The organism is Clostridium folliculivorans (assembly GCF_024341905.1).
Lineage (GTDB): Bacteria > Bacillota > Clostridia > Clostridiales > Clostridiaceae > Clostridium_AR > Clostridium_AR folliculivorans.
Genome location: NZ_BQXY01000010.1, coordinates 125,574 through 144,930 on the forward strand (window position 1 = coordinate 125,574; position 19,357 = coordinate 144,930).

19 protein-coding genes are annotated in these 19,357 nt (G+C 29.4%); all 19 read left to right on the plus strand.

Annotated elements, in window-relative coordinates:
• Positions 1-182: 182 nt before the first annotated feature.
• The 19 genes from wecB (at position 183) to OCU55_RS20475 (ending at position 19,106) form a co-directional block, all read left to right on the plus strand.
• Positions 183-1,316, plus strand: coding sequence for a non-hydrolyzing UDP-N-acetylglucosamine 2-epimerase (wecB, locus tag OCU55_RS20385; RefSeq protein WP_261854133.1), 1,134 nt, complete (start codon positions 183-185; stop codon positions 1,314-1,316).
• Between the two features lie 330 nt (positions 1,317-1,646).
• Entirely contained in the window at positions 1,647-2,306 is a 660-nt protein-coding gene (locus OCU55_RS20390) for a sugar transferase (protein WP_345795605.1), read from the plus strand.
• A gap of 215 nt (positions 2,307-2,521) precedes the next feature.
• On the plus strand, positions 2,522-3,655 hold the full coding sequence (locus OCU55_RS20395; protein ID WP_261854135.1) for a glycosyltransferase: 1,134 nt from the start codon (positions 2,522-2,524) through the stop codon (positions 3,653-3,655).
• Between the two features lie 8 nt (positions 3,656-3,663).
• Complete coding sequence (locus tag OCU55_RS20400; RefSeq protein ID WP_261854136.1) at positions 3,664-4,578, plus strand: glycosyltransferase family 2 protein; 915 nt, start codon at positions 3,664-3,666, stop codon at positions 4,576-4,578.
• Between the two features lie 9 nt (positions 4,579-4,587).
• Positions 4,588-5,697 carry a glycosyltransferase family 4 protein gene (locus OCU55_RS20405; protein WP_261854137.1) on the plus strand — a complete coding sequence of 370 codons (1,110 nt, stop codon included), beginning with the start codon at positions 4,588-4,590 and terminating at the stop codon, positions 5,695-5,697.
• Positions 5,681-6,970, plus strand: coding sequence for an oligosaccharide flippase family protein (locus OCU55_RS20410; protein WP_261854138.1), 1,290 nt, complete (start codon positions 5,681-5,683; stop codon positions 6,968-6,970). The genes OCU55_RS20405 and OCU55_RS20410 overlap by 17 nt, the downstream gene beginning before the upstream one ends.
• 7 nt (positions 6,971-6,977) lie before the next feature.
• The gene (locus OCU55_RS20415; RefSeq protein WP_261854139.1) at positions 6,978-7,802 is read left to right on the plus strand and encodes a glycosyltransferase; all 825 of its coding nucleotides are present in this window, start codon (positions 6,978-6,980) and stop codon (positions 7,800-7,802) included.
• 3 nt (positions 7,803-7,805) lie between these two features.
• A complete protein-coding gene (locus tag OCU55_RS20420) occupies positions 7,806-8,903 on the plus strand; it encodes a glycosyltransferase family 4 protein (protein WP_261854140.1) in 1,098 nt (365 codons plus the stop codon).
• 189 nt (positions 8,904-9,092) lie between these two features.
• Complete coding sequence (locus tag OCU55_RS20425) at positions 9,093-10,013, plus strand: glycosyltransferase family 2 protein (RefSeq protein ID WP_261854141.1); 921 nt, start codon at positions 9,093-9,095, stop codon at positions 10,011-10,013.
• On the plus strand, positions 10,014-10,898 hold the full coding sequence (gene rfbA, locus OCU55_RS20430) for a glucose-1-phosphate thymidylyltransferase RfbA (protein ID WP_261854142.1): 885 nt from the start codon (positions 10,014-10,016) through the stop codon (positions 10,896-10,898). It abuts the gene before it with no gap.
• A 25-nt stretch (positions 10,899-10,923) separates the two neighbouring features.
• Positions 10,924-11,496, plus strand: coding sequence for a dTDP-4-dehydrorhamnose 3,5-epimerase (rfbC, locus tag OCU55_RS20435; protein WP_261854143.1), 573 nt, complete (start codon positions 10,924-10,926; stop codon positions 11,494-11,496).
• A 4-nt stretch (positions 11,497-11,500) separates the two neighbouring features.
• Positions 11,501-12,553, plus strand: coding sequence for a dTDP-glucose 4,6-dehydratase (gene rfbB, locus OCU55_RS20440; protein ID WP_261854144.1), 1,053 nt, complete (start codon positions 11,501-11,503; stop codon positions 12,551-12,553).
• A 110-nt stretch (positions 12,554-12,663) separates the two neighbouring features.
• Entirely contained in the window at positions 12,664-13,824 is a 1,161-nt protein-coding gene (locus OCU55_RS20445; protein ID WP_261854145.1) for a glycosyltransferase, read from the plus strand.
• An 11-nt stretch (positions 13,825-13,835) separates the two neighbouring features.
• Positions 13,836-14,540, plus strand: a complete 705-nt coding sequence (locus OCU55_RS20450) for a nucleotidyltransferase family protein (RefSeq protein ID WP_261854146.1) — start codon at positions 13,836-13,838, stop codon at positions 14,538-14,540.
• Complete coding sequence (locus tag OCU55_RS20455) at positions 14,537-15,619, plus strand: GHMP family kinase ATP-binding protein (RefSeq protein WP_261854147.1); 1,083 nt, start codon at positions 14,537-14,539, stop codon at positions 15,617-15,619. The genes OCU55_RS20450 and OCU55_RS20455 overlap by 4 nt, the downstream gene beginning before the upstream one ends.
• A gap of 17 nt (positions 15,620-15,636) precedes the next feature.
• On the plus strand, positions 15,637-16,218 hold the full coding sequence (gmhA, locus tag OCU55_RS20460; protein ID WP_261854148.1) for a D-sedoheptulose 7-phosphate isomerase: 582 nt from the start codon (positions 15,637-15,639) through the stop codon (positions 16,216-16,218).
• Entirely contained in the window at positions 16,219-16,776 is a 558-nt protein-coding gene (locus OCU55_RS20465; RefSeq protein WP_261854149.1) for a D-glycero-alpha-D-manno-heptose-1,7-bisphosphate 7-phosphatase, read from the plus strand.
• 89 nt (positions 16,777-16,865) lie between these two features.
• Entirely contained in the window at positions 16,866-17,768 is a 903-nt protein-coding gene (locus OCU55_RS20470) for a glycosyltransferase family 2 protein (RefSeq protein ID WP_261854150.1), read from the plus strand.
• A 6-nt stretch (positions 17,769-17,774) separates the two neighbouring features.
• The gene (locus OCU55_RS20475; RefSeq protein ID WP_261854151.1) at positions 17,775-19,106 is read left to right on the plus strand and encodes an O-antigen ligase family protein; all 1,332 of its coding nucleotides are present in this window, start codon (positions 17,775-17,777) and stop codon (positions 19,104-19,106) included.
• Positions 19,107-19,357: the final 251 nt, after the last annotated feature.

A 19,357-nucleotide genomic window follows, 5' to 3' on the forward strand; every position in this document is an offset into this window, starting at 1 on the left:
AAGTTATATATTTAAGTAGGGAAAAATATTGAAGAAAAAGAATTTAAATTGATTTTTAAAAACTATATTTCAATTAGTAATTATAGTGCACAAATTTGTAGATATAGTTATAATGTAGTTGTTAAGCTTTTAAGGAGTTTAAATAGAATTAATGTAAAACATGAAAAGTAAGGAGATATTGTATGAAGAAAAAGATTATGGTTGTATTTGGTACAAGACCTGAGGCTATAAAGATGTGTCCATTAGTTCAAGAACTGAAGCAACGAGACAAATTAGAAACTATAGTATGTGTAAGTGGTCAGCATCGACAAATGTTAGACCAAGTTATGCAGGCATTTAACATAAAGCCAGATTATGATCTTTCAGTTATGAAAGCAAAACAAACTTTATTTGATGTAACTATAAACATACTTGAAAAGATTAAGGAGGTTTTGGAAGAAGTTAAGCCAGATGTAGTTTTGGTGCATGGAGATACATCAACAACTTTTGTTACAGCCTTGGCATGTTTTTATATGCAGATTCCAGTTGGGCATGTTGAAGCGGGACTTAGAACGTATAATATTTACTCACCATATCCAGAGGAGTTCAATCGTCAAGCTGTTGGAATTGTAGCTAATTATAATTTTGCACCAACAGAAATGTCTAAGAGTAATCTAATTAAAGAGGGAAAAGACATTAAATCAATTTATGTAACTGGTAATACAGCTATTGATGCGTTAAAGACTACTGTAAGAGTTGATTATTCTCACGACCAATTGGAGTGGGCATCAGACAGTAGATTGATAATGATAACTGCCCATAGAAGAGAAAACCTAGGTGAACCAATGAAAAATATGTTTAGAGCAATTAAAAGAATTGTTGATGAGTATGAGGATATAAAGGTTATATATCCTATTCATATGAATCCAGCAGTAAGAGATGCTGCAAATGAAGTTCTTGGTGGTTGTGATAGGATAAGGATTATTGAGCCTTTAGAAGTTCTTGATTTTCATAATTTTTTATCTAGATCTTATTTAATATTAACTGATAGTGGCGGAATACAGGAAGAAGCACCGAGTTTAGGTAAGCCAGTATTAGTTATGAGAGACACTACAGAGAGACCTGAGGGGGTTGAAGCTGGTACATTGAAGCTTGTTGGAACTGATGAAGGGGTTATTTATAATGCATTCAAATTATTATTAGAAGATAAATCCCAATATGAAAAGATGAGTCGTGCAAGTAATCCATATGGGGATGGATTTGCATGTAAGAGAATAGCTGACGTATTAGAAGTTGATGAAGTACTTGAGGAAGCGGCAGTGACAAAAAACTTATAAACTTAACAAATGGTACTACAAAGAAGAAATTAGTAAACATATTGCACTAAGAAATATGCTTTTTAAAAAAAGATTTAATAATATTATAAAAAGGTCTATAAGAATTACATATAAAAGGTACAAAACGAGATATATGTTGATAATATGTATATTTTTTTAGTCATATTGAATTTATTAATTCAACAAATTAGTGTAAAATATTATATAGGTTTTGAGTTAGATGAAAAATGGCAAAAGTAGGATTGAGTACTGTTGTGGACAAAGAATTCTATTAAATATATAATATTCAATGTGGACTATATATACATGGAGGATGTGGTTATGCAAGTTATGGACAATGTTAATATTATTGTTAAAGATAAAACGATAGAAAAAGAAGAGAATTACGTATATAGAGTCATAAAAAGGCTTTTTGATTTTTTTAGTGCTTTATTAGGGGTAGTACTACTTTCTCCGGTGTTTTTAGTTCTAATATTATGGGTGAAATTAGATTCAAAAGGACCAGCGATTTTTGGACATAAAAGAATTGGTAAAAACGGCAGAACGATAAAAGTTTATAAATTTAGATCGATGGTAAGAAATGCTGATGAAGTGTTTGAAAATTTTACGCCTGAACAAAAGAAAGAATTTCAAATTAACTTTAAGCTAGAGAATGATCCTCGAATTACGAAAGCTGGGAATTTCTTAAGAAGGACAAGTCTAGATGAGTTGCCACAACTATTTAATATACTTATTGGGAATATGTCTGTGGTAGGACCAAGGCCAATTGTTGATAATGAAATAGAGAAATATGGTACATATGCAAATAAGCTGGTTTCTGTAAAGCCAGGGCTGACTGGTTATTGGCAGGCTAATGGTAGAAGTGATACAACCTATGAGGAAAGAGTACTTATGGATATGTATTATATAGACAATAGATCGTTAGTGTTAGATATAAAGATTATAATAAAAACTGTCTTTTCCGTGATAAATGGTGAAGGAGCAATGTAGTTTGTTCAATACAAATAGAAGTTAATAAACTTAGGTAGTTGGATTTGGGGGTATGAAATTCATTAAATATGTTTTATATACTTAAATTCGATATCGTTACTTTTGTGTGTACATACATAATTAAGTGCTCATAATAATAGCTATAGTAATTATTAGTACTATAGCTATTATTTATTATAAGAATATAAAAGTTAATTTGGAGGAGAAAATATTATATGCATAAAATACTTTATTGCTCTCTTGTAGACTGGTTTTGGATAAAACAGAGGCCTCATCATTTTGCATATTTACTATCTGAAGATAATCAGGTAACTTATTATCATCCACAACCTTGGAAAAAGAATTCTAATACAATTTACATGCATAGCAAAGGCGATAGTATTTATATAAATAAAACTATATTTAAAAAAAATAATCTTACAGTAATTAGAAGGAAGATATTGCCTTTTCAGTATAAAATAAATGTAATTAAAAGATTAAATAATTCACTGCAAAAAAACTGGATAAAAGAAATTAATTCGGAAAATGAGTTTGATACTTTGGTTATAACTCATCCGAATCAGCTAGACTACATACCACACCAAATAATTAATACAGTCAAAATAGTATACGATTGTATGGATAATTACATAGCTTTTGGGAATGGTGATAGTGACTTAATAAAAAACGAAAAGAAACTAATGAAATTAGCTGATAATATAATTGTCTCAAGTGAGGCACTTCTAGAGACGATGAAATCAAAATACAAAAATATAGATAGCAAAATTAACATGATAAATAATGGAGTAGATCTTTCGAACTTTGATGTAGATAAAATTACACCACTTACAGAAGGAATAGTAAATAAAAATAAAAAGAGTATTGGATACATAGGTACAGTAAGTCATTGGTTTGATTTTCAACTTATAAAGAATATGGCTGTTAAATATGTTGATATAGATTTTTATATTATCGGTCCTGTCGAGAATAATGTTGCTATTGATAGTATTTCTAATATTAGTAATATAAAGATATTAGGAACCAAGCCTTATGATATGGTACCATCTTTAATAGATTCGTTCGATATAACAATAATGCCTTTTGTACTTAATGATGTAGTAAAGTCTGTTAACCCTGTAAAAGTATACGAGTATCTAGCCTTGGGAAAACCGGTTATTACTACAGATTATAGTGAAACGAAGAAGTTTGGAGATTTAATATATACATATAATAGTGAAAAAGAATTTGAAGATTCAATGCTGCAAGCTTTTAAGGAAAATGAAGAATTTAAGCTTAAAAGGATAGCTTTTGCTAAGAATAATTCATGGAGTAGCAGAGTAAGAGATTTTATTAAATTTGTCTATAAATAGGAGTTTTTATGTTTAATGAACCAAAAGTTTGTATAATATTATTAAATTATAATGGGATTAAGGATACTATAGAATGCATCGAAAGCTTAAACAATATAGACTATAATAATTATGAAATTATTATAGTGGATAACAACTCATCAGATAATTCTCAGGAAATAATTCAGAAGAAGTTTCCAGAACATACATTTATACAAACTGGTAAAAATTTAGGATATGCGGCTGGAAATAATATGGGTATTAGGGTTGCTTTAGATCGAGAGGCTGATTATATATGTGTAATCAACAATGATGTTATAGTAGAAAAAGATTTTTTGACAAAAATGATTCTTTATATGGAAGCGAATACAAATATAGGTGTATGTGGGCCAACTATATGTGAATATATGGATAGAAACAAAATTCAAAGCTCAGGAGCACTTATTGATTTAAGTAAAGGTGAAGCTCCAGCAATAAACAATGGGAAAGATATATCGGAATTGTATAATGATGTAATTGAATGTGACTACGTTGGTGGAGCTTGTCTTTTATTTAAAAGTAGTATCATAGATGAGGTTGGTTTTATACCAGAGAATTATTTTTTGTTCTATGAGGAAACTGAATTTTGTTTGAAAATAAAAAAAATAGGATATAAGGTTTGTTGCTATACCAAGGAAAGAGTGTACCATAAAGGATCAGCAAGTATTAGCAGAATAGGTGGTTTAAGTGGCTACTTCATGAATAGAAATTTGGTCTTATTTGAAAAAAGAAACTTGGAAAGTACAATGAGCTTTATAAAATTCTTAATATATATATATTGCAGAGAGATATATATGATTTTAAAAGGGAAATCTTCATTTAAGGTATTAATTTATTATTACCATGGTTTAACAGGTAAAATAGATAAGAGATATGGGTTTGCATATATAAATGATAATTATTAGGAGGATCTAATGAAAAAAATTGCTATTCTAGCAACTCATTTGGGTGTAATAAATAGAGGAGTAGAATCTTTTGTAATAGAACTAGTTAAGAAGTTACGAGATGATTTTGAAATAGATATATACGCAACTGGAATGGTTGACGATATAAAAGAAAATATAATTCGTATAGATATTAAAAAGTCTTTATTTCATCGTATGCATGAAAAACAATTCAATAAATGTGGGCTTTACTACAAGATAATTAATAGGTTTTTTTACTTTTTAATTCCTGATATTTTGTATCAGAGAAAGTTTACTCAGAAAGTTTTTAAAGATTACATAAATGACAAAGATTACGATCTTTTATTTCCTAACAATGGTATATGGGGAGCTATATACTCAAAAAAGCTTAGAGATAAGAAATCAACACCATTTATTTACACCGGTCATGGTGGTATAGGATATGGTGAGGAACAAATATTAATGCAAGAGCCAGATATGTATGTTGCTCTTACTAAAAATAATGAATCTTGGGCTAGGGAGTTTAGTGTGAACGTAACTACAATATATAATGGTATTAACTTGAATAAATTTGAGATGAAGCACGATAAAAACAACGATCAAAAGACAATTGTTTCTGTTGGAGCCTTAACTGAATTTAAACGACATAACTTGACTATTGATGCTGTCTCCATGTTAGAAGATGTAAAACTAGTAATACTAGGAAGAGGAGAGCTTCAGGATAAGATAAGTGAGAAAGGAATGGAAAAACTTAAAGAAAGATTTACTATAAATGCAGTACCTTATGAAGAGATAATGAATTATTATCACATGGCTGATTTATTTGTGTTACCTTCTTTAAACGAACCTTTTGGAATTGTATATCTGGAAGCCTTAGCATCTAATTTGCCAATAGTAGCACCAGATGATGAAGTTAGAAGAGAAATAATAGGACAAGCTGGACTTTATTGTGACTGTTCCAATGCTGAGGAATATTCGGAAAAAATAAAAAGTGCACTGGATACTGATTGGGGAGATATACCAAGAAAGAGAGCAGAATTATTTGATTGGAATAAATCAGCACTAAGTTATAAAGAACTTTTTGAGAGGACTATACAGAAAAATGAAAATCGTAGATAAGTTAAAAAGTTATTTAATAGGAAGTGTTTTTAGATCTATGTCATTTGTTTTGACAGCTAATATAATATCACAACTAGAATCCTTTATTTTTGTAATTATTGCAACCAAAACTTTGAGTGTTGAAGATTATGGGATATATACTATAGTAATGACACTTATATATACTGTTATAGAGTTGTCTGATATGGGGATGAATGGGGCGGTAATAAGATTTAGCTCACAATATTATTCTCAGAACGAGTACGATAAGGAACTTGAAATAGTTAATATGGCTCTTAAAAAGAAGTTTAGAAATTCGTTAATAGTGATATTAGCTATAATTATATTCTCAAAGTACATATCAATATATTTTTTTAGTAGCACAAAGTATAATTTGTATTTTATTATTTCAGCTTTTGGAATTGGTTTTTCTTTAGTGAATAGTTTAAATAATTCTATCCTGCAAGGTAGAAGATGGTATAAGAAATATTTCTATTCCATAGTTTTAAGTAATTTAATTTTACTAATACTCATACTTATGCTTTATTTTACTAACACTCTTAGCGTGATAAATATTGTAGCTGTTAACGTGGCATGTTTGCTTATCTCAATGATAATTTCTTATAGATTAGCTAACATAAGCATAGTGAACGTATTTAGATATAAGCCTTTTCATTTAGATGTCGTAAAAAACTTTAATTCATTCGGTATGTGGATGCTTATGTGGTCTATAATGTCGATTATGCAGTCAAAGGTAGATGTATTTATGTTATCTACTTATGCATCTAAGGAACAGGTTTCATACTATGATTTAGCGATGAAGATGACTAAGCCAATACTTATGATTTGTTCATCATATGCTCAAGTGCTAAATCCGATACTAGCTACTTTAACTAGCAAACAACATCTTAAAAATAATATTAACAAAATCACAAAATTTGTAGTTTTTGTTACTGGAATAATATTAATAAGTATTGTTTTTGCAAAACCGGCAATATACTTGATATTTGGTAATAAGTATGCTAATTCAATATTGCCTTTAGATATTATACTTGTATCAATAATATTCTTTGTTTGGACAATTCCGTTTAATGGTGCACTTTATGCGATGAATAAACCGTATATATTCTGTATAGCAGCTGCTGTAGGGTTAGTAACAACTATAACATTTAATGTTCTATTGCTTCCAAGGTATGGTGCAATAGGAGCTTCTATGACATTTTTACTTGCTCAAATAATAGGTTTAGTAGTAAGTATTATAGGTTATAGAATTAATATTAAAAAGGAAGGTTAGTTTATATATGATTAACAATTTAACTGGTCATATGGTGGTTAAAAATGAAGATAGATGGATATGGTTTAGCATAATGTCTGTAATAGATTATGTTGATAAGCTAATCATTTTTGATACAGGTTCATCTGATGATACTGTTAAGATTATTAAAGATATCATGTCTAATGAAAGATATAGTAGCAAAATTGTATTTGAAGAAAAAGGTGCAGTAGATAAACAGAATTTTTATCATATAAGAGAAGAACAAATTTCAATGACAGAAACTGATTATTTCATTGTGGTAGATGGGGATGAGATATGGTATGAAAATTCGATTAAAGAAGTAATTAATGCTATTCGAAGTTCCAATCCTCCATACTTAATAGCCAATAAATTCATAAATTGTGCTGGGGATATATATCATTATAGGGATTTTAAAAGAGAAACTTATACTATAAAAGAGGTAACTGGAAGTTTAACTATAAGAGTCTATTCAAAGAAAATTACTGGAATACATTGTGGTGGTGATTATGGGGTTGAAGGTTATTTTGACTACTTAAATAAACCTGTACAGGAAAGCAAATGGAATATTGAAATTATGAATGGAAGCTATCTACATACCTCATTATTACAGAGATCTTCTAATATATATGGAGATATGGAAATAGGGTACAGAAGAAAGAAAATTTTATCAGATTGGGATTATAAGTTTGATGAGAATTTTAAATTTCCAGAAGTTCTTTATATAAAAAGACCTGACTATGTTTTTGATCCATTTTCATATGAGATAGATTGGATTAGAAAATTAATATATATGCTAAGAAGTATAAAGAAAAAGATAAGGAAGGGATAATGTATGAGATTTTATACTGTTTTTCCTGAATTTAAGAACATACATATAAAAAAGGATGTAGGGATGATCCCGATTTTACTCCATTCACTTAAAGGTTATGATTCAACTATAGTATGTTATGAAAATGAGATGAACTACAATAAAGAACAACTAAAAGGTACAAAACTTATAACTGTTCCTAAAGAAAAGGATGATACTAAGGATTTTTTAAAATTCATAATAAAGAATGCTAAGAATATAGATGTTCTAAATTTATATCATGTTACATCACCGAGAAATTTTAAGTGGATGCTTGCATATAAGTTGCTTAATCCTAAAGGAAAGATATATCTTAAGTTGGATGCAGATCATAACATTAACATATATAAGTATCATCAAAAGAGTTTTAAGCAGAAGTTTAAAAATTATATATTAAAGAATTGTGATCTTATCACAGTAGAAAATGAAAAAATACAAAAATTAATAGAAAATGATTGGAACATAAAGGTGGATTATCTGCCAAATGGATTTTATGATGATGGCAACAAAGTAACAAGTTTTGAAAGTAAAGATAATGTGCTTTTAAGCGTAGGAAGAATAGGTGCGTATCAAAAAGCTACTGACATACTACTTGAAGCGTTTGTAAAAGCTTCTGAATATATAAATGGATGGAGATTAAAGTTAGTAGGACCAGTAGATGAGGACTTTAATGGCTACCTAAACAATTTTTTTATATCTTATCCTCAGATGAAAGATAAAATTGATTTAGTAGGAAATGTCGAAAATGAGGATGAATTAGTTAAATATTATAATGAGGCGAAGATATTTTGTTTGACCTCAAGATACGAAAGTTTTGGTTTAGTATTTGTGGAGGCTGAAATGCATGGCTGCTTTATAATAACTTCAGATCATGAAGCTTCAACTACTATAGTTAAAGATGAAAAAGTAGGAAGAATAGTTGGTATTGAAGATATTGAAGATACAGCAAAAGCGATTATAGAAATATGTAATAATAAAGATCTTGGACAGAAAGATTTTCAGTATATAAGTGAATACGCATATAAGAATTTTTATTGGCCACAAATAATCCATGAACTGCATCGTTTATTAATGAAAAATTAAAATGTGTAAAATAGACAACTTATTGAAAATAATTATATAATATAAATGCTGAGCTAATATATATGTTACTAAGTAACATTATATTCATATTAACCTCGGTATATGCTAGATTGATTTATAATTTTATTGCTCTCATTTGGAGGATATAAGTATGAATACATAAGCTAAAATAGAAAAGGAGCAGTATACATGAAGGTGGCAATAATTTGTCCTTTATATAATGCTGAGAAGTATATTAAAGGATTACATGAAAATTTGTTGAGACAAAAATGTAACTTTGAGGTAAATATAAATTATGTTCTAACAGAATCAAACGATAGTACAAAGAGTATATTAGATGAAATGAAGGTAAATTACCAAATAGTAAAAAAAGGACAGTTTTCTCATAGTAGCACTAGAGAGAGGATGGCCTTTAAGACAAATGAAGATATTATAGTGTTTATATCTCAAGATGTAATTATGAAGGATGAAAATTGGCTGAAGAACTTAGTTAATCCCATAATAATAGGAGAGTGTGATGCTAGTTTCAGTAGACAAATATGCCAGAATTTGTCTATAGAAAAATATATTAGAGAAAAAAATTACCCTAAAGAATCTAGGGTAGTATCAAAAGATGATATAAAAAGCTTAGGTCTTATTACATTTTTTTATTCTGATGCATCATCGGCAGTAACAGCTTCTGTTTATAAAAAATTAAATGGATATGATGGCAAAGATCTTATAATAAATGAGGATATGTATTTAGCCCACAAGCTGGTTACAAATGGTTACAAGATAAAGTATTGCTCTGATTCAGAGGTGTATCATTCTCATACTTTTACTTTAAAACAGCTATTTAATAGATATTTTGATACTGGTGTATTCTTTAAGCAGAATTCAGTCTTTCTTGAATACAATGGAAATCAAAGTGGTGTAAATTTACTTAAATATGTATTAAAGAGATCTTTTCAAGAGTTAAATATTAAAGTTATCATAAATGTAGTACCAAATTTTGCTTCAAGATTTATTGGAAGTTATTTAGGGGAAAGATATGAAAAACTATCTTTAAATAGAAGAATTAAATATTCTTTAAATAAACAATATTGGACAAAAATAAGGGGAGATGTTTAAATGAAAGGTATAATATTAGCAGGTGGATCAGGTACAAGATTGTATCCAGTAACTAAAGCAATGTCAAAGCAAATGGTTCCTATATATGATAAACCAATGATATATTATCCAATGTCTGTATTAATGTTAGCTGGTATAAGAGAAATATTAATCATATCTACACCAAGAGATATTGTTAATTTTGAGGAGTTATTTAAAGATGGATCTGAACTAGGTCTTAAAATTGAGTATGCTATACAGGAAGCACCTAATGGACTTGCTGAAGCTTTTATAATAGGTGAAGAATTTATTGGAGATGATAATGTTGCTATGATTTTAGGAGATAATATCTTCTATGGTCAAAGATTTAGTGATAATCTAAAAACAGCAGCTGCTTTAGAAAAAGGTGCAATGGTGTTTGGTTATTATGTACAAAATCCAAAGGCCTTCGGAGTAGTTGAATTTGATGATAACGGTAATGTCGTTTCTTTAGAAGAAAAACCAGAAAAACCTAAGTCAAAGTATGCAGTTCCAGGGCTTTATTTCTATGACAACTCTGTAGTAGAAAAAGCTAAGGCACTAAAACCATCACCAAGAGGAGAGTTAGAAATAACTGATTTAAACAAGGTATATATGGAAGAAGGAACTTTAAAGGTTGAACTTTTAGGTAGAGGCCTTGCTTGGTTAGATACAGGAACACATGGTTCGATGCTTCAAGCTTCTAACTTTGTTGAAGCAGTTCAAAATACTCAAGGAACTTACATCGCTTGTCTAGAGGAAATTTCATTTAGAAAAGGTTGGATAAGCTCAGAGGAAGTAAGAGAACTTGCAAAGCCACTTATGAAGACTGGTTATGGTCAGTACTTAATAGATGTAGTTGAAGAAGTAGAAAATAAGAAAAAATAATACTCTTATATGAAGGTGAGTTACGATGGGAAAATTTAAATTTATAGAAACTAAGATAAAAGATTTATATATAATTGAACCTACTGTATTTGGAGATCATAGAGGTTATTTTATGGAAACCTACAGTAAAAAGGACTTTTTTGAAGCTGGTTTAAAGATGGAGTTTGTTCAGGATAATGAATCAAAATCTAAAAAAGGTGTATTAAGAGGTTTACACTTTCAAACTAAGCACACTCAAGGAAAACTTGTAAGAGCTACCCAAGGTGCTGTTTATGATGTAGCTGTAGATCTTAGAAAAGGCTCTCCGACTTTTGGTATGTGGGAAGGGGTTCTTCTTACAGCTGAAAACAAAAGACAATTTTACGTACCAGAAGGTTTTGCACATGGATTCTTAGTAGTATCAGATGAAGCTGTATTTAACTATAAATGTACTGATTACTATGCACCAGAATACGATAGTGGACTTTTATGGAATGATCCAGAAGTGGGCGTAGAATGGCCACTTGATGGAATAGAAGAACTTCTTTTATCAGACAAAGATAAGAAGCAAAAGACTTTAAAAGAATTAGACGTACCATTTGAATATAAAGGAGAATAATCTTATGAAAACATATTTAGTTACAGGTGGAGCTGGATTCATAGGTTCAAATTTTGTACTTTACATGCTTAAAAAATACAATGATGTTAAAATAGTTAATTTAGATAAGCTTACTTATGCAGGAAATCTTGAAAATCTAAAGGATATACAGGGAAATCCTAATCATATATTTGTTCAAGGAGATATATGTGATAAGGAATTAGTTACAGAACTTTTTGATAAATATGATATAGATTATGTTGTTAACTTTGCAGCTGAATCACATGTTGATAGAAGTATAAAGGAACCAGAAATATTTGCGAACACAAATGTTTTAGGAACTGTTAACCTATTAAACTGTGCTAAAAATGCATGGGAAAGAGAAAATGGATGGAAAGCAGGAGTAAGATATCATCAGGTATCTACTGATGAAGTTTACGGTTCACTTGGAGACACTGGATACTTTATGGAAACAACTCCACTAGATCCTCATAGTCCATACTCTTCAAGTAAGGCTGGAGCTGACTTTATGGTTAAGGCTTATTTTGATACTTTCAATATGCCAGTAACTATAACAAGATGCTCAAACAATTATGGACCATATCATTTCCCAGAAAAATTAATACCATTACTTATCAATAACTGCTTAAACCATAAAGATCTTCCTGTATATGGTGATGGTCTTAATATAAGAGACTGGCTTTATGTAGAAGATCACTGTAAGGCTATAGATATGGTTGTAAGAGACGGAAGAGTTGGCGAAGTTTATAATGTTGGTGGACATAATGAAAGAACTAACATTCAAATAGTTAAAACTGTTATAAAACATATACATGATAATGTTGATGAAACTGTGACAGAAGATTTAATAAAGTATGTAGAAGATAGAAAAGGTCATGATAGAAGATACGGTATAGCACCTGATAAAATAAAAGAAGAATTAGGTTGGTATCCTGAAACTACTTTTGAAGTTGGAATAGTAAAGACTATTCAGTGGTATTTAGAGAATAGACAGTGGATGGAAAATGTTACTTCTGGGGAATATCAAAAGTATTATAATAAGATGTATAATGCATAATTTATGGGGGAGTAAATCCCCTTTGAGTTTATACAAGAAATAAGCATAGGCAGACATAAGTGTAAAGGAAGAGAAGAATTTATAATTAAAAAGATAGAGGTGGGGAAGAATTGAATACTTTATTTATATCTTCATTTATACCTAAAAGTAACGCACCTCAAGCTGGAGTGAACTTTTCATATAATTTTATAAAAATACTACGGGAAGAGTTGAAGAGTAAGGTTGATTTGTTATGCACTATCAATGATGGTGAGAATGAAAATGAAGCCCTTGAAGTAAGCACAATAACAGATAATCAATATCTGTTTAAGTTATCAAAGAAAAGAAAATTATTTAATGTGTTGAAATCGCCATTTATTCCTTCAATAGCATCAGTAAGATATGATAGTAGAGTTTTGCAAAAAATAAGAAGCTTAGCTAATACAAAGAAATACGACTATGTAATATTAGATTATACTCAAAACTTAAACTATTATAAATGTATCCAAAAACTTTTTAAAGATTGCAGAATTATATCTCTAGAGCAAGATGTTTCTTTTTTAGGCCTTGATAGGAAAATAAAAAATACAAGTGGAATAAAAAAGATGTTTTACAGATTTGAGTATAGTAGATTAAAGAGTTATGAGTTAACTGCTTTAAAGAATATTGATAAGGTGTATACTGTTAATGAAAAAGATAAAGAATTACTTAAAGATATTATTGGAGTAGAAGCTTTATATCCATTTATTAATAAATGGGAGATGGGTCAAAAAAAACATGAAGGCTTTAATTTAATGTTCTGGGGAGCAATGAATAGAAAAGAAAATGAAGATGCTGTAATGTACTTTGTAAAAAGTATATGGGAACAAGTAGATAAGAAAAATATTAAATTTTTTATAATTGGAGCAAATCCAAGCGATCAAATTAAAAAATTGGAATCTGAAAATATAACTGTAACTGGCTTTGTAGAGGATCCAGCCGAATATTTTCAATTGATGGATTTGTCAATAGTGCCACTTAGATTGGGGGCTGGTGTTAAAATAAAAGTTTTAGAAAGTATGGCTAATGGAATTCCAGTAATAACTACTACTATCGGAGCAGAAGGTATATATGCCAAAAATGAAAGGGATATCATTATTACTGATAATCCTAAAGATTTTGCTTATAAGATAAATAATTTGAAGAATGATATAACACAAAGAGAAACTATTAAGAAAAATGGTATGAGTTTCATAAATGATAACTATGGCTTTGAAAAAAATAAACAAATATTAAAAGATTATATATTATAGGATGTGATTTTATGCAAGGTCTTATTTTGGCTGGTGGATTAGGGACAAGGTTGAGAAGCATAGTAAGTGATAGACCAAAGCCTATGGCTGATGTTAATGGAGTGCCATTTCTTACTTTTTTAATACATAAGCTTGTAAAAGCATCAGTTAATAATATTGTTTTAGCCGTGGGATATAAGAGTGAAGTTATTGAATGTTATTTTGGAGATGGAAGAAATTTGGACTCAAGTATTTCATACTCTATCGAAAAAGAGCTTTTAGGTACTGGAGGAGCAATAGCTAATGCTAAGAAATTATTAGTAGAAGATGAAATCCTTATTCTTAATGGTGATACTTTTTTTGATATAGATTTAAAAAATATGTTGGAATTTCATAGAGGGAATAAGTCACCTTTTACTATGGCATTAAGAAAAGTTGATGATTCTTCTAGATATGGATCAGTCGAGTTTGATAGTAGTTTTAAAATCAAGAATTTTATAGAAAAGGGTGTTAAGTCTAATTCGAGCTACATAAATGGTGGTATATATATTATCAATAAAGAAATTATTATGGCAATGAAGGAAGATATAGCATTTTCTCTTGAAAAAGAGACTATACCAGATTTACTTAAGCAAGATATGTTATATGCATTTCTGAGTGATGATTATTTTATTGATATAGGTATACCTGAAGATTATATAAAGTTTTGTAGTGATGTTAAGGAGAGAAAGTTATGATAATAAGAGCTAAGGCTCCTCTTAGAGTAAGTTTTGGTGGTGGTGGAACGGATATATCGCCTTATTGTAATGAGAATGGAGGATGTGTCCTTAGTAGTACAATAAATAAATACGCTTATTGTTCTATTAGACCAAATGGATCAAATGAAATCACAGTTAACTCATTAGACTTTGATATGACTGTAAAGTATAACTTAAATGAAGATTTGGTATATAATGGGAAACTGGATTTAGTAAAAGCTGCGTTAAAGGTTATGAATATTAATGAAGGTTGTGAAGTGTATCTTCAATGTGATGCACCAGCAGGATCAGGGCTTGGAACATCATCTACAGTAGTAGTTGCAATACTTGCAGCACTCGCTAAGTGGAAGAATATAGCTATTGATAAATATCATCTTGCACAGTTAGCATATGAAGTTGAAAGAAATGATTTGGGAATATCTGGAGGATATCAAGACCAATATGCTGCTGTTTTTGGTGGATTTAACTTTATAGAGTTTTATGGAAGTAGTGATGTCATAGTTAATCCACTTAAAGTGAAAAGAGATATAATAAATGAATTAGAACATAATCTATTAATGTGCTATACAGGAAAGATTCATGTATCAGCTAATATTATAAATGATCAAATGAGTAACTATGAAAAAAAGGAAGTAGATGTCTTGAAAGCTATGGATGAGATTAAAGCTTTATCTCATGCAATGAAAAGAGAGCTTCTTAGGGGAAACTTGAGTAATTTTGGTAAACTTCTTCATTATGGTTGGGAAAATAAAAAGAAGATGAGTACAAAGATTACTAATCCTGAGATTGATATGCTATATGATGAAGCTATAGAAGCGGGTGCTCTTGGTGGCAAACTATTAGGAGCAGGCGGAGGCGGTTATTTATTAGTTTACTGTCCATATAATAAAAAGCATATCATTGCAGAAAGATTACAAAAAGCAGGCGGACAGATAATGGATTGGAACTTTGAATACAAAGGGGTTCAGAGTTGGATAGTAGATGATAATAGTTGGGATTATGATGAAGTTAATGTAATGACTAATGGTGGAAAATACAGTTTTAATGTTTCAAGATAGAAAGGGGATATATGAAAATGAGAAACTTAATAATAAACCAAATAAATGAAAGCATAGAAGCTAAAAGAAAAATGGCGGAAGATGATAGGTATGTGGATGAAATATTAAAGGCATCAGATACACTTATTGAGGCATTTAAGAATGGTAATAAGGTACTTATCTGCGGAAACGGAGGCAGTGCTGCTGATGCTCAACATATAGTTGGTGAATTTGTAAGTAAGTTTAGATTGGAAAGAGCATCTCTTCCAGCAATAGCTCTAACAACTAATACTTCAATAATTTCAGCTATAGGAAATGACTATGAATATAATTTTATATTTCAAAGACAAGTAGAAGGTTTGGGTAAAAGAGGTGATGTTTTAATAGGAATAAGTACAAGTGGAAATTCTGCAAATATAACAAGAGCTTTTAAGCAAGCAAAGAAGATGGGAATATATACAATAGCATTACTAGGTAAGGATGGAGGCGAAAACAAAGAATTTGCTGACTTACCAATTATAGTTCCGTCAGAAGATACTCCAAGGGTACAAGAATCTCATATAATGATAGGTCACATAATTTGTGATATAGTGGAAAAGACCTTATTTGGTGAAAAATAGATGAACAAAGCCGTCATATTAGATAGAGATGGAACAATAAATGTAGAAAAAAATTATTTATATAAGATAGAGGATTTTTCCTATACATATAAAGCTAATGAAGCAATAAAATTGCTTAATGATAACAATTATAAGGTTATAGTAATCACAAATCAAGCAGGTGTTGCGCGAGGCTACTATAAAGAAGATGATGTGATTAGTTTACATAATTGGATTAATGATGACTTGAGGAAAATTAATGCTCATATCGATGATTTTTTTTATTGTCCACATCATCCTGATGCAGGAATAGATAGATATAAGATAGATTGTAATTGTCGAAAACCAAATAATCAATTATACAAAAAGGCCATAGAAAAATATAATATAGACACAGAAGGGTCTTTTGTAATTGGGGATAAAATAAGCGACATAAAGCCAGGAAAAGAACTTGGATTATTAACTTGCCTAGTTGATACTGGATATGGATCATCGCAAATAGATGAACAAGATATTTGTGATTTTAGATTTAAAAATCTTTATGAAGCAGTACAAGAGATATTAAAAATCAGTAGATAAATAATAAATTAATTAGACACAATGTATTAATACTATTATAGTTGAAATATATTGTGTCTAATAATTAGAAATTCTAGAAAGGTGTTGTTATGTCTTTGAACAGAGTGTCAATTATTTTAGTAAACTATAATGGAGCGAGATACAATAAGGAATGCATAGATTCAATACTTTTCTCAAAATATGATGATTTTGAAGTAATAGTGGTAGATAATGCTTCAACTGACAATTCGGTTCAAGAATTAGAGGATATATATAGTGATAAAATAACTGTAATAAAAAGTGATACTAACTTAGGATTTTCAGGTGGTAATAATATTGGGATTTCATATGCCTTGAATAAAGGTACCGATTTTATAATGCTTCTTAACAATGATACGGTTATAGATTCTCAAATGATAGGAAAGATGGTCTCTGTTTCAATTTCGAAAAACAATGCTGTAGTATCTCCTAAAATATATTATTATGATAACAAAAAAATCATTTGGTCAGCAGGAGCTGTGATGAATTGGAGAAAAGGATTGGCTGCTCAAAGGGGGATAGATACTATAGATGAAGGACTTTTTGATGAATCTTTAGAAGTAGAATTTGCAACAGGGTGTTGTTTGTTGATACCAAGTGAAGTCGTAAAAGAGGTTGGGGTTTTGAGTGACGAGTATTTTTTATACTATGAGGATACTGACTATTGTACAAGAGTTATAAACTCAGGATTTAAGATAATATATGAGCCAACTGCAGTATTGTATCATAAGGTTAGTGCTTCAACTGGAGGTACTGAATCCTTTAATTATATATACTATAACACAAGAAATAGATTATTATTTAATCATAAGTTCAATAGTAAAAATAAGTTAACATATACCTCGTATTTTTATTTTACTAGATTAGCTAAGATTATAATTTGGGCTATTAAGGGTAAACGTGAACTTATTGCAGCAACTGTAAAAGCAGTTAGGGATTATAAGAATAATAACTTTGGAGCAATAAGGAGGTGAAACTAAATGATTAATATAAATAAGAACATCACGAAAAATATTAGAAACCTTTTAGTTATTTTTGTTGTATTTTTTATTAATCTCATAGAATTATTTGCATTAAATACAGGTTACTTTGGGAGAATTAGTTTTATAGTTATTTGTTTTAGTGGATTCTTGTACTTTTTATATAAGAACTTTATTAAAAATAGAGGAAATAGAAATAGAACTTTAGAAGTATATACTGTGCTAAATATAATCTTTTTCCTATATGTAGTTGCAAATGGAGTGCTCTTTCATAATAATATAAGATTATTTTATGGTGGTTATCAATATATAGTATATTATTTGATTTTTTTCACCTTATACTCCTTTGTAGAAATTAGGTTATTGGATATTTTTATGAAGTTTATTCTTGGAATAAATTTTATTAGTAGCTGTATTATGATTTATGAGTTTATTACTAAAAAGAACATTATAGAAACTGAAGGAACCAAAATGGCGTTTAACGGAGTTACGATAGTAAGAGCAAAAGCTTTTTTTGGATCGTTTTTAAACGCAGGAGTTGTACTATGCATATGTTGTTTTATAGCCTTATACTATGTATATAGATATCGCAAGCAATTTAAATATATAGTTTTATATAGTATTATAATATTGGTATATCTTTTAGGTATATTTGCAACTGGCTCCCGAGGACCTCTTGTTGCATTGATTGGGGGATTGTTTTTTTATTTAATTGCTTATTTAATACTAATAAAGAAAGATGTCAAGTTAACAATAATAATAGTTTCTACATTAGCTATACTTTCTTTTTTGACTTTGTTTATAATAATGAATATAAACTATGAAAGTATAGATAATACTTTGCTTAAATTTATTGCTCATAGGATTCAATCTATATTTAACTGGAGTAATGATGTTGGTAATGTTGGTAGAATAGATGCATGGAAGAATGCCTTGAAGATGGTTAAAGGCAATATTACATTTGGAATAGGCATTGCTGCTACTGGTGCGAAGGGCATAGGTAGTTTTTCAATTGGAGTGACAGAAAGTGGAGTACTTAAGAAACTTGTTGAAATGGGTATAGTAGGTTTTATAATTTCATATGCAATATATATATATGTTGGGATAAGTGCCTTCAAAAATATTACTAGTAAAATATATCCTAGAGAAACTAAAATATTTAACTTGTTTATGTTATCTGCATTTATTTCTGTGATGATAGAAGATAGTATATACCAATCAACAGAATCTGAAGTGGTTTCTTTCTATCTATTCTTAGTAATATACTTTATTTTTGTATCAAAGAGCAAATATTTTAATAAAAGGTTTATAGATACAAGTGAAGAGGAGTAAATTTAATACATACAATTGCTTAATACCATGGTCTAGAATAAATATTTATATAAACTAAAATATATAGAAGTTCTACTTAATTATGAAGTATTTATAATCTATATAATTTAGTAGAGCTTTTTTATATTATATAAAAAATTAAAATGAGGAGGAGTTATGAAAGAGGTAAAGAAAATATCAAGGTTTTTGGTGGTATTACTATTATTTAATTTGATTTTTAGTAGTATTACGACTAACTACGCTAAAGCAGC

What these genes read in the sequence shown, in the direction of transcription:
- wecB (WP_261854133.1), top strand. Translation starts at nt 183, where the DNA reads ATGAAGAAAAAGATTATGGTTGTATTTGGTACAAGACCTGAGGCTATA.
- OCU55_RS20390 (WP_345795605.1), top strand. Translation starts at nt 1,647, where the DNA reads ATGGACAATGTTAATATTATTGTTAAAGATAAAACGATAGAAAAAGAA.
- OCU55_RS20395 (WP_261854135.1), top strand. Translation starts at nt 2,522, where the DNA reads ATGCATAAAATACTTTATTGCTCTCTTGTAGACTGGTTTTGGATAAAA.
- OCU55_RS20400 (WP_261854136.1), top strand. Translation starts at nt 3,664, where the DNA reads ATGTTTAATGAACCAAAAGTTTGTATAATATTATTAAATTATAATGGG.
- OCU55_RS20405 (WP_261854137.1), top strand. Translation starts at nt 4,588, where the DNA reads ATGAAAAAAATTGCTATTCTAGCAACTCATTTGGGTGTAATAAATAGA.
- OCU55_RS20410 (WP_261854138.1), top strand. Translation starts at nt 5,681, where the DNA reads ATGAAAATCGTAGATAAGTTAAAAAGTTATTTAATAGGAAGTGTTTTT.
- OCU55_RS20415 (WP_261854139.1), top strand. Translation starts at nt 6,978, where the DNA reads ATGATTAACAATTTAACTGGTCATATGGTGGTTAAAAATGAAGATAGA.
- OCU55_RS20420 (WP_261854140.1), top strand. Translation starts at nt 7,806, where the DNA reads ATGAGATTTTATACTGTTTTTCCTGAATTTAAGAACATACATATAAAA.
- OCU55_RS20425 (WP_261854141.1), top strand. Translation starts at nt 9,093, where the DNA reads ATGAAGGTGGCAATAATTTGTCCTTTATATAATGCTGAGAAGTATATT.
- rfbA (WP_261854142.1), top strand. Translation starts at nt 10,014, where the DNA reads ATGAAAGGTATAATATTAGCAGGTGGATCAGGTACAAGATTGTATCCA.
- rfbC (WP_261854143.1), top strand. Translation starts at nt 10,924, where the DNA reads ATGGGAAAATTTAAATTTATAGAAACTAAGATAAAAGATTTATATATA.
- rfbB (WP_261854144.1), top strand. Translation starts at nt 11,501, where the DNA reads ATGAAAACATATTTAGTTACAGGTGGAGCTGGATTCATAGGTTCAAAT.
- OCU55_RS20450 (WP_261854146.1), top strand. Translation starts at nt 13,836, where the DNA reads ATGCAAGGTCTTATTTTGGCTGGTGGATTAGGGACAAGGTTGAGAAGC.
- OCU55_RS20455 (WP_261854147.1), top strand. Translation starts at nt 14,537, where the DNA reads ATGATAATAAGAGCTAAGGCTCCTCTTAGAGTAAGTTTTGGTGGTGGT.
- gmhA (WP_261854148.1), top strand. Translation starts at nt 15,637, where the DNA reads ATGAGAAACTTAATAATAAACCAAATAAATGAAAGCATAGAAGCTAAA.
- OCU55_RS20465 (WP_261854149.1), top strand. Translation starts at nt 16,219, where the DNA reads ATGAACAAAGCCGTCATATTAGATAGAGATGGAACAATAAATGTAGAA.
- OCU55_RS20470 (WP_261854150.1), top strand. Translation starts at nt 16,866, where the DNA reads ATGTCTTTGAACAGAGTGTCAATTATTTTAGTAAACTATAATGGAGCG.
- OCU55_RS20475 (WP_261854151.1), top strand. Translation starts at nt 17,775, where the DNA reads ATGATTAATATAAATAAGAACATCACGAAAAATATTAGAAACCTTTTA.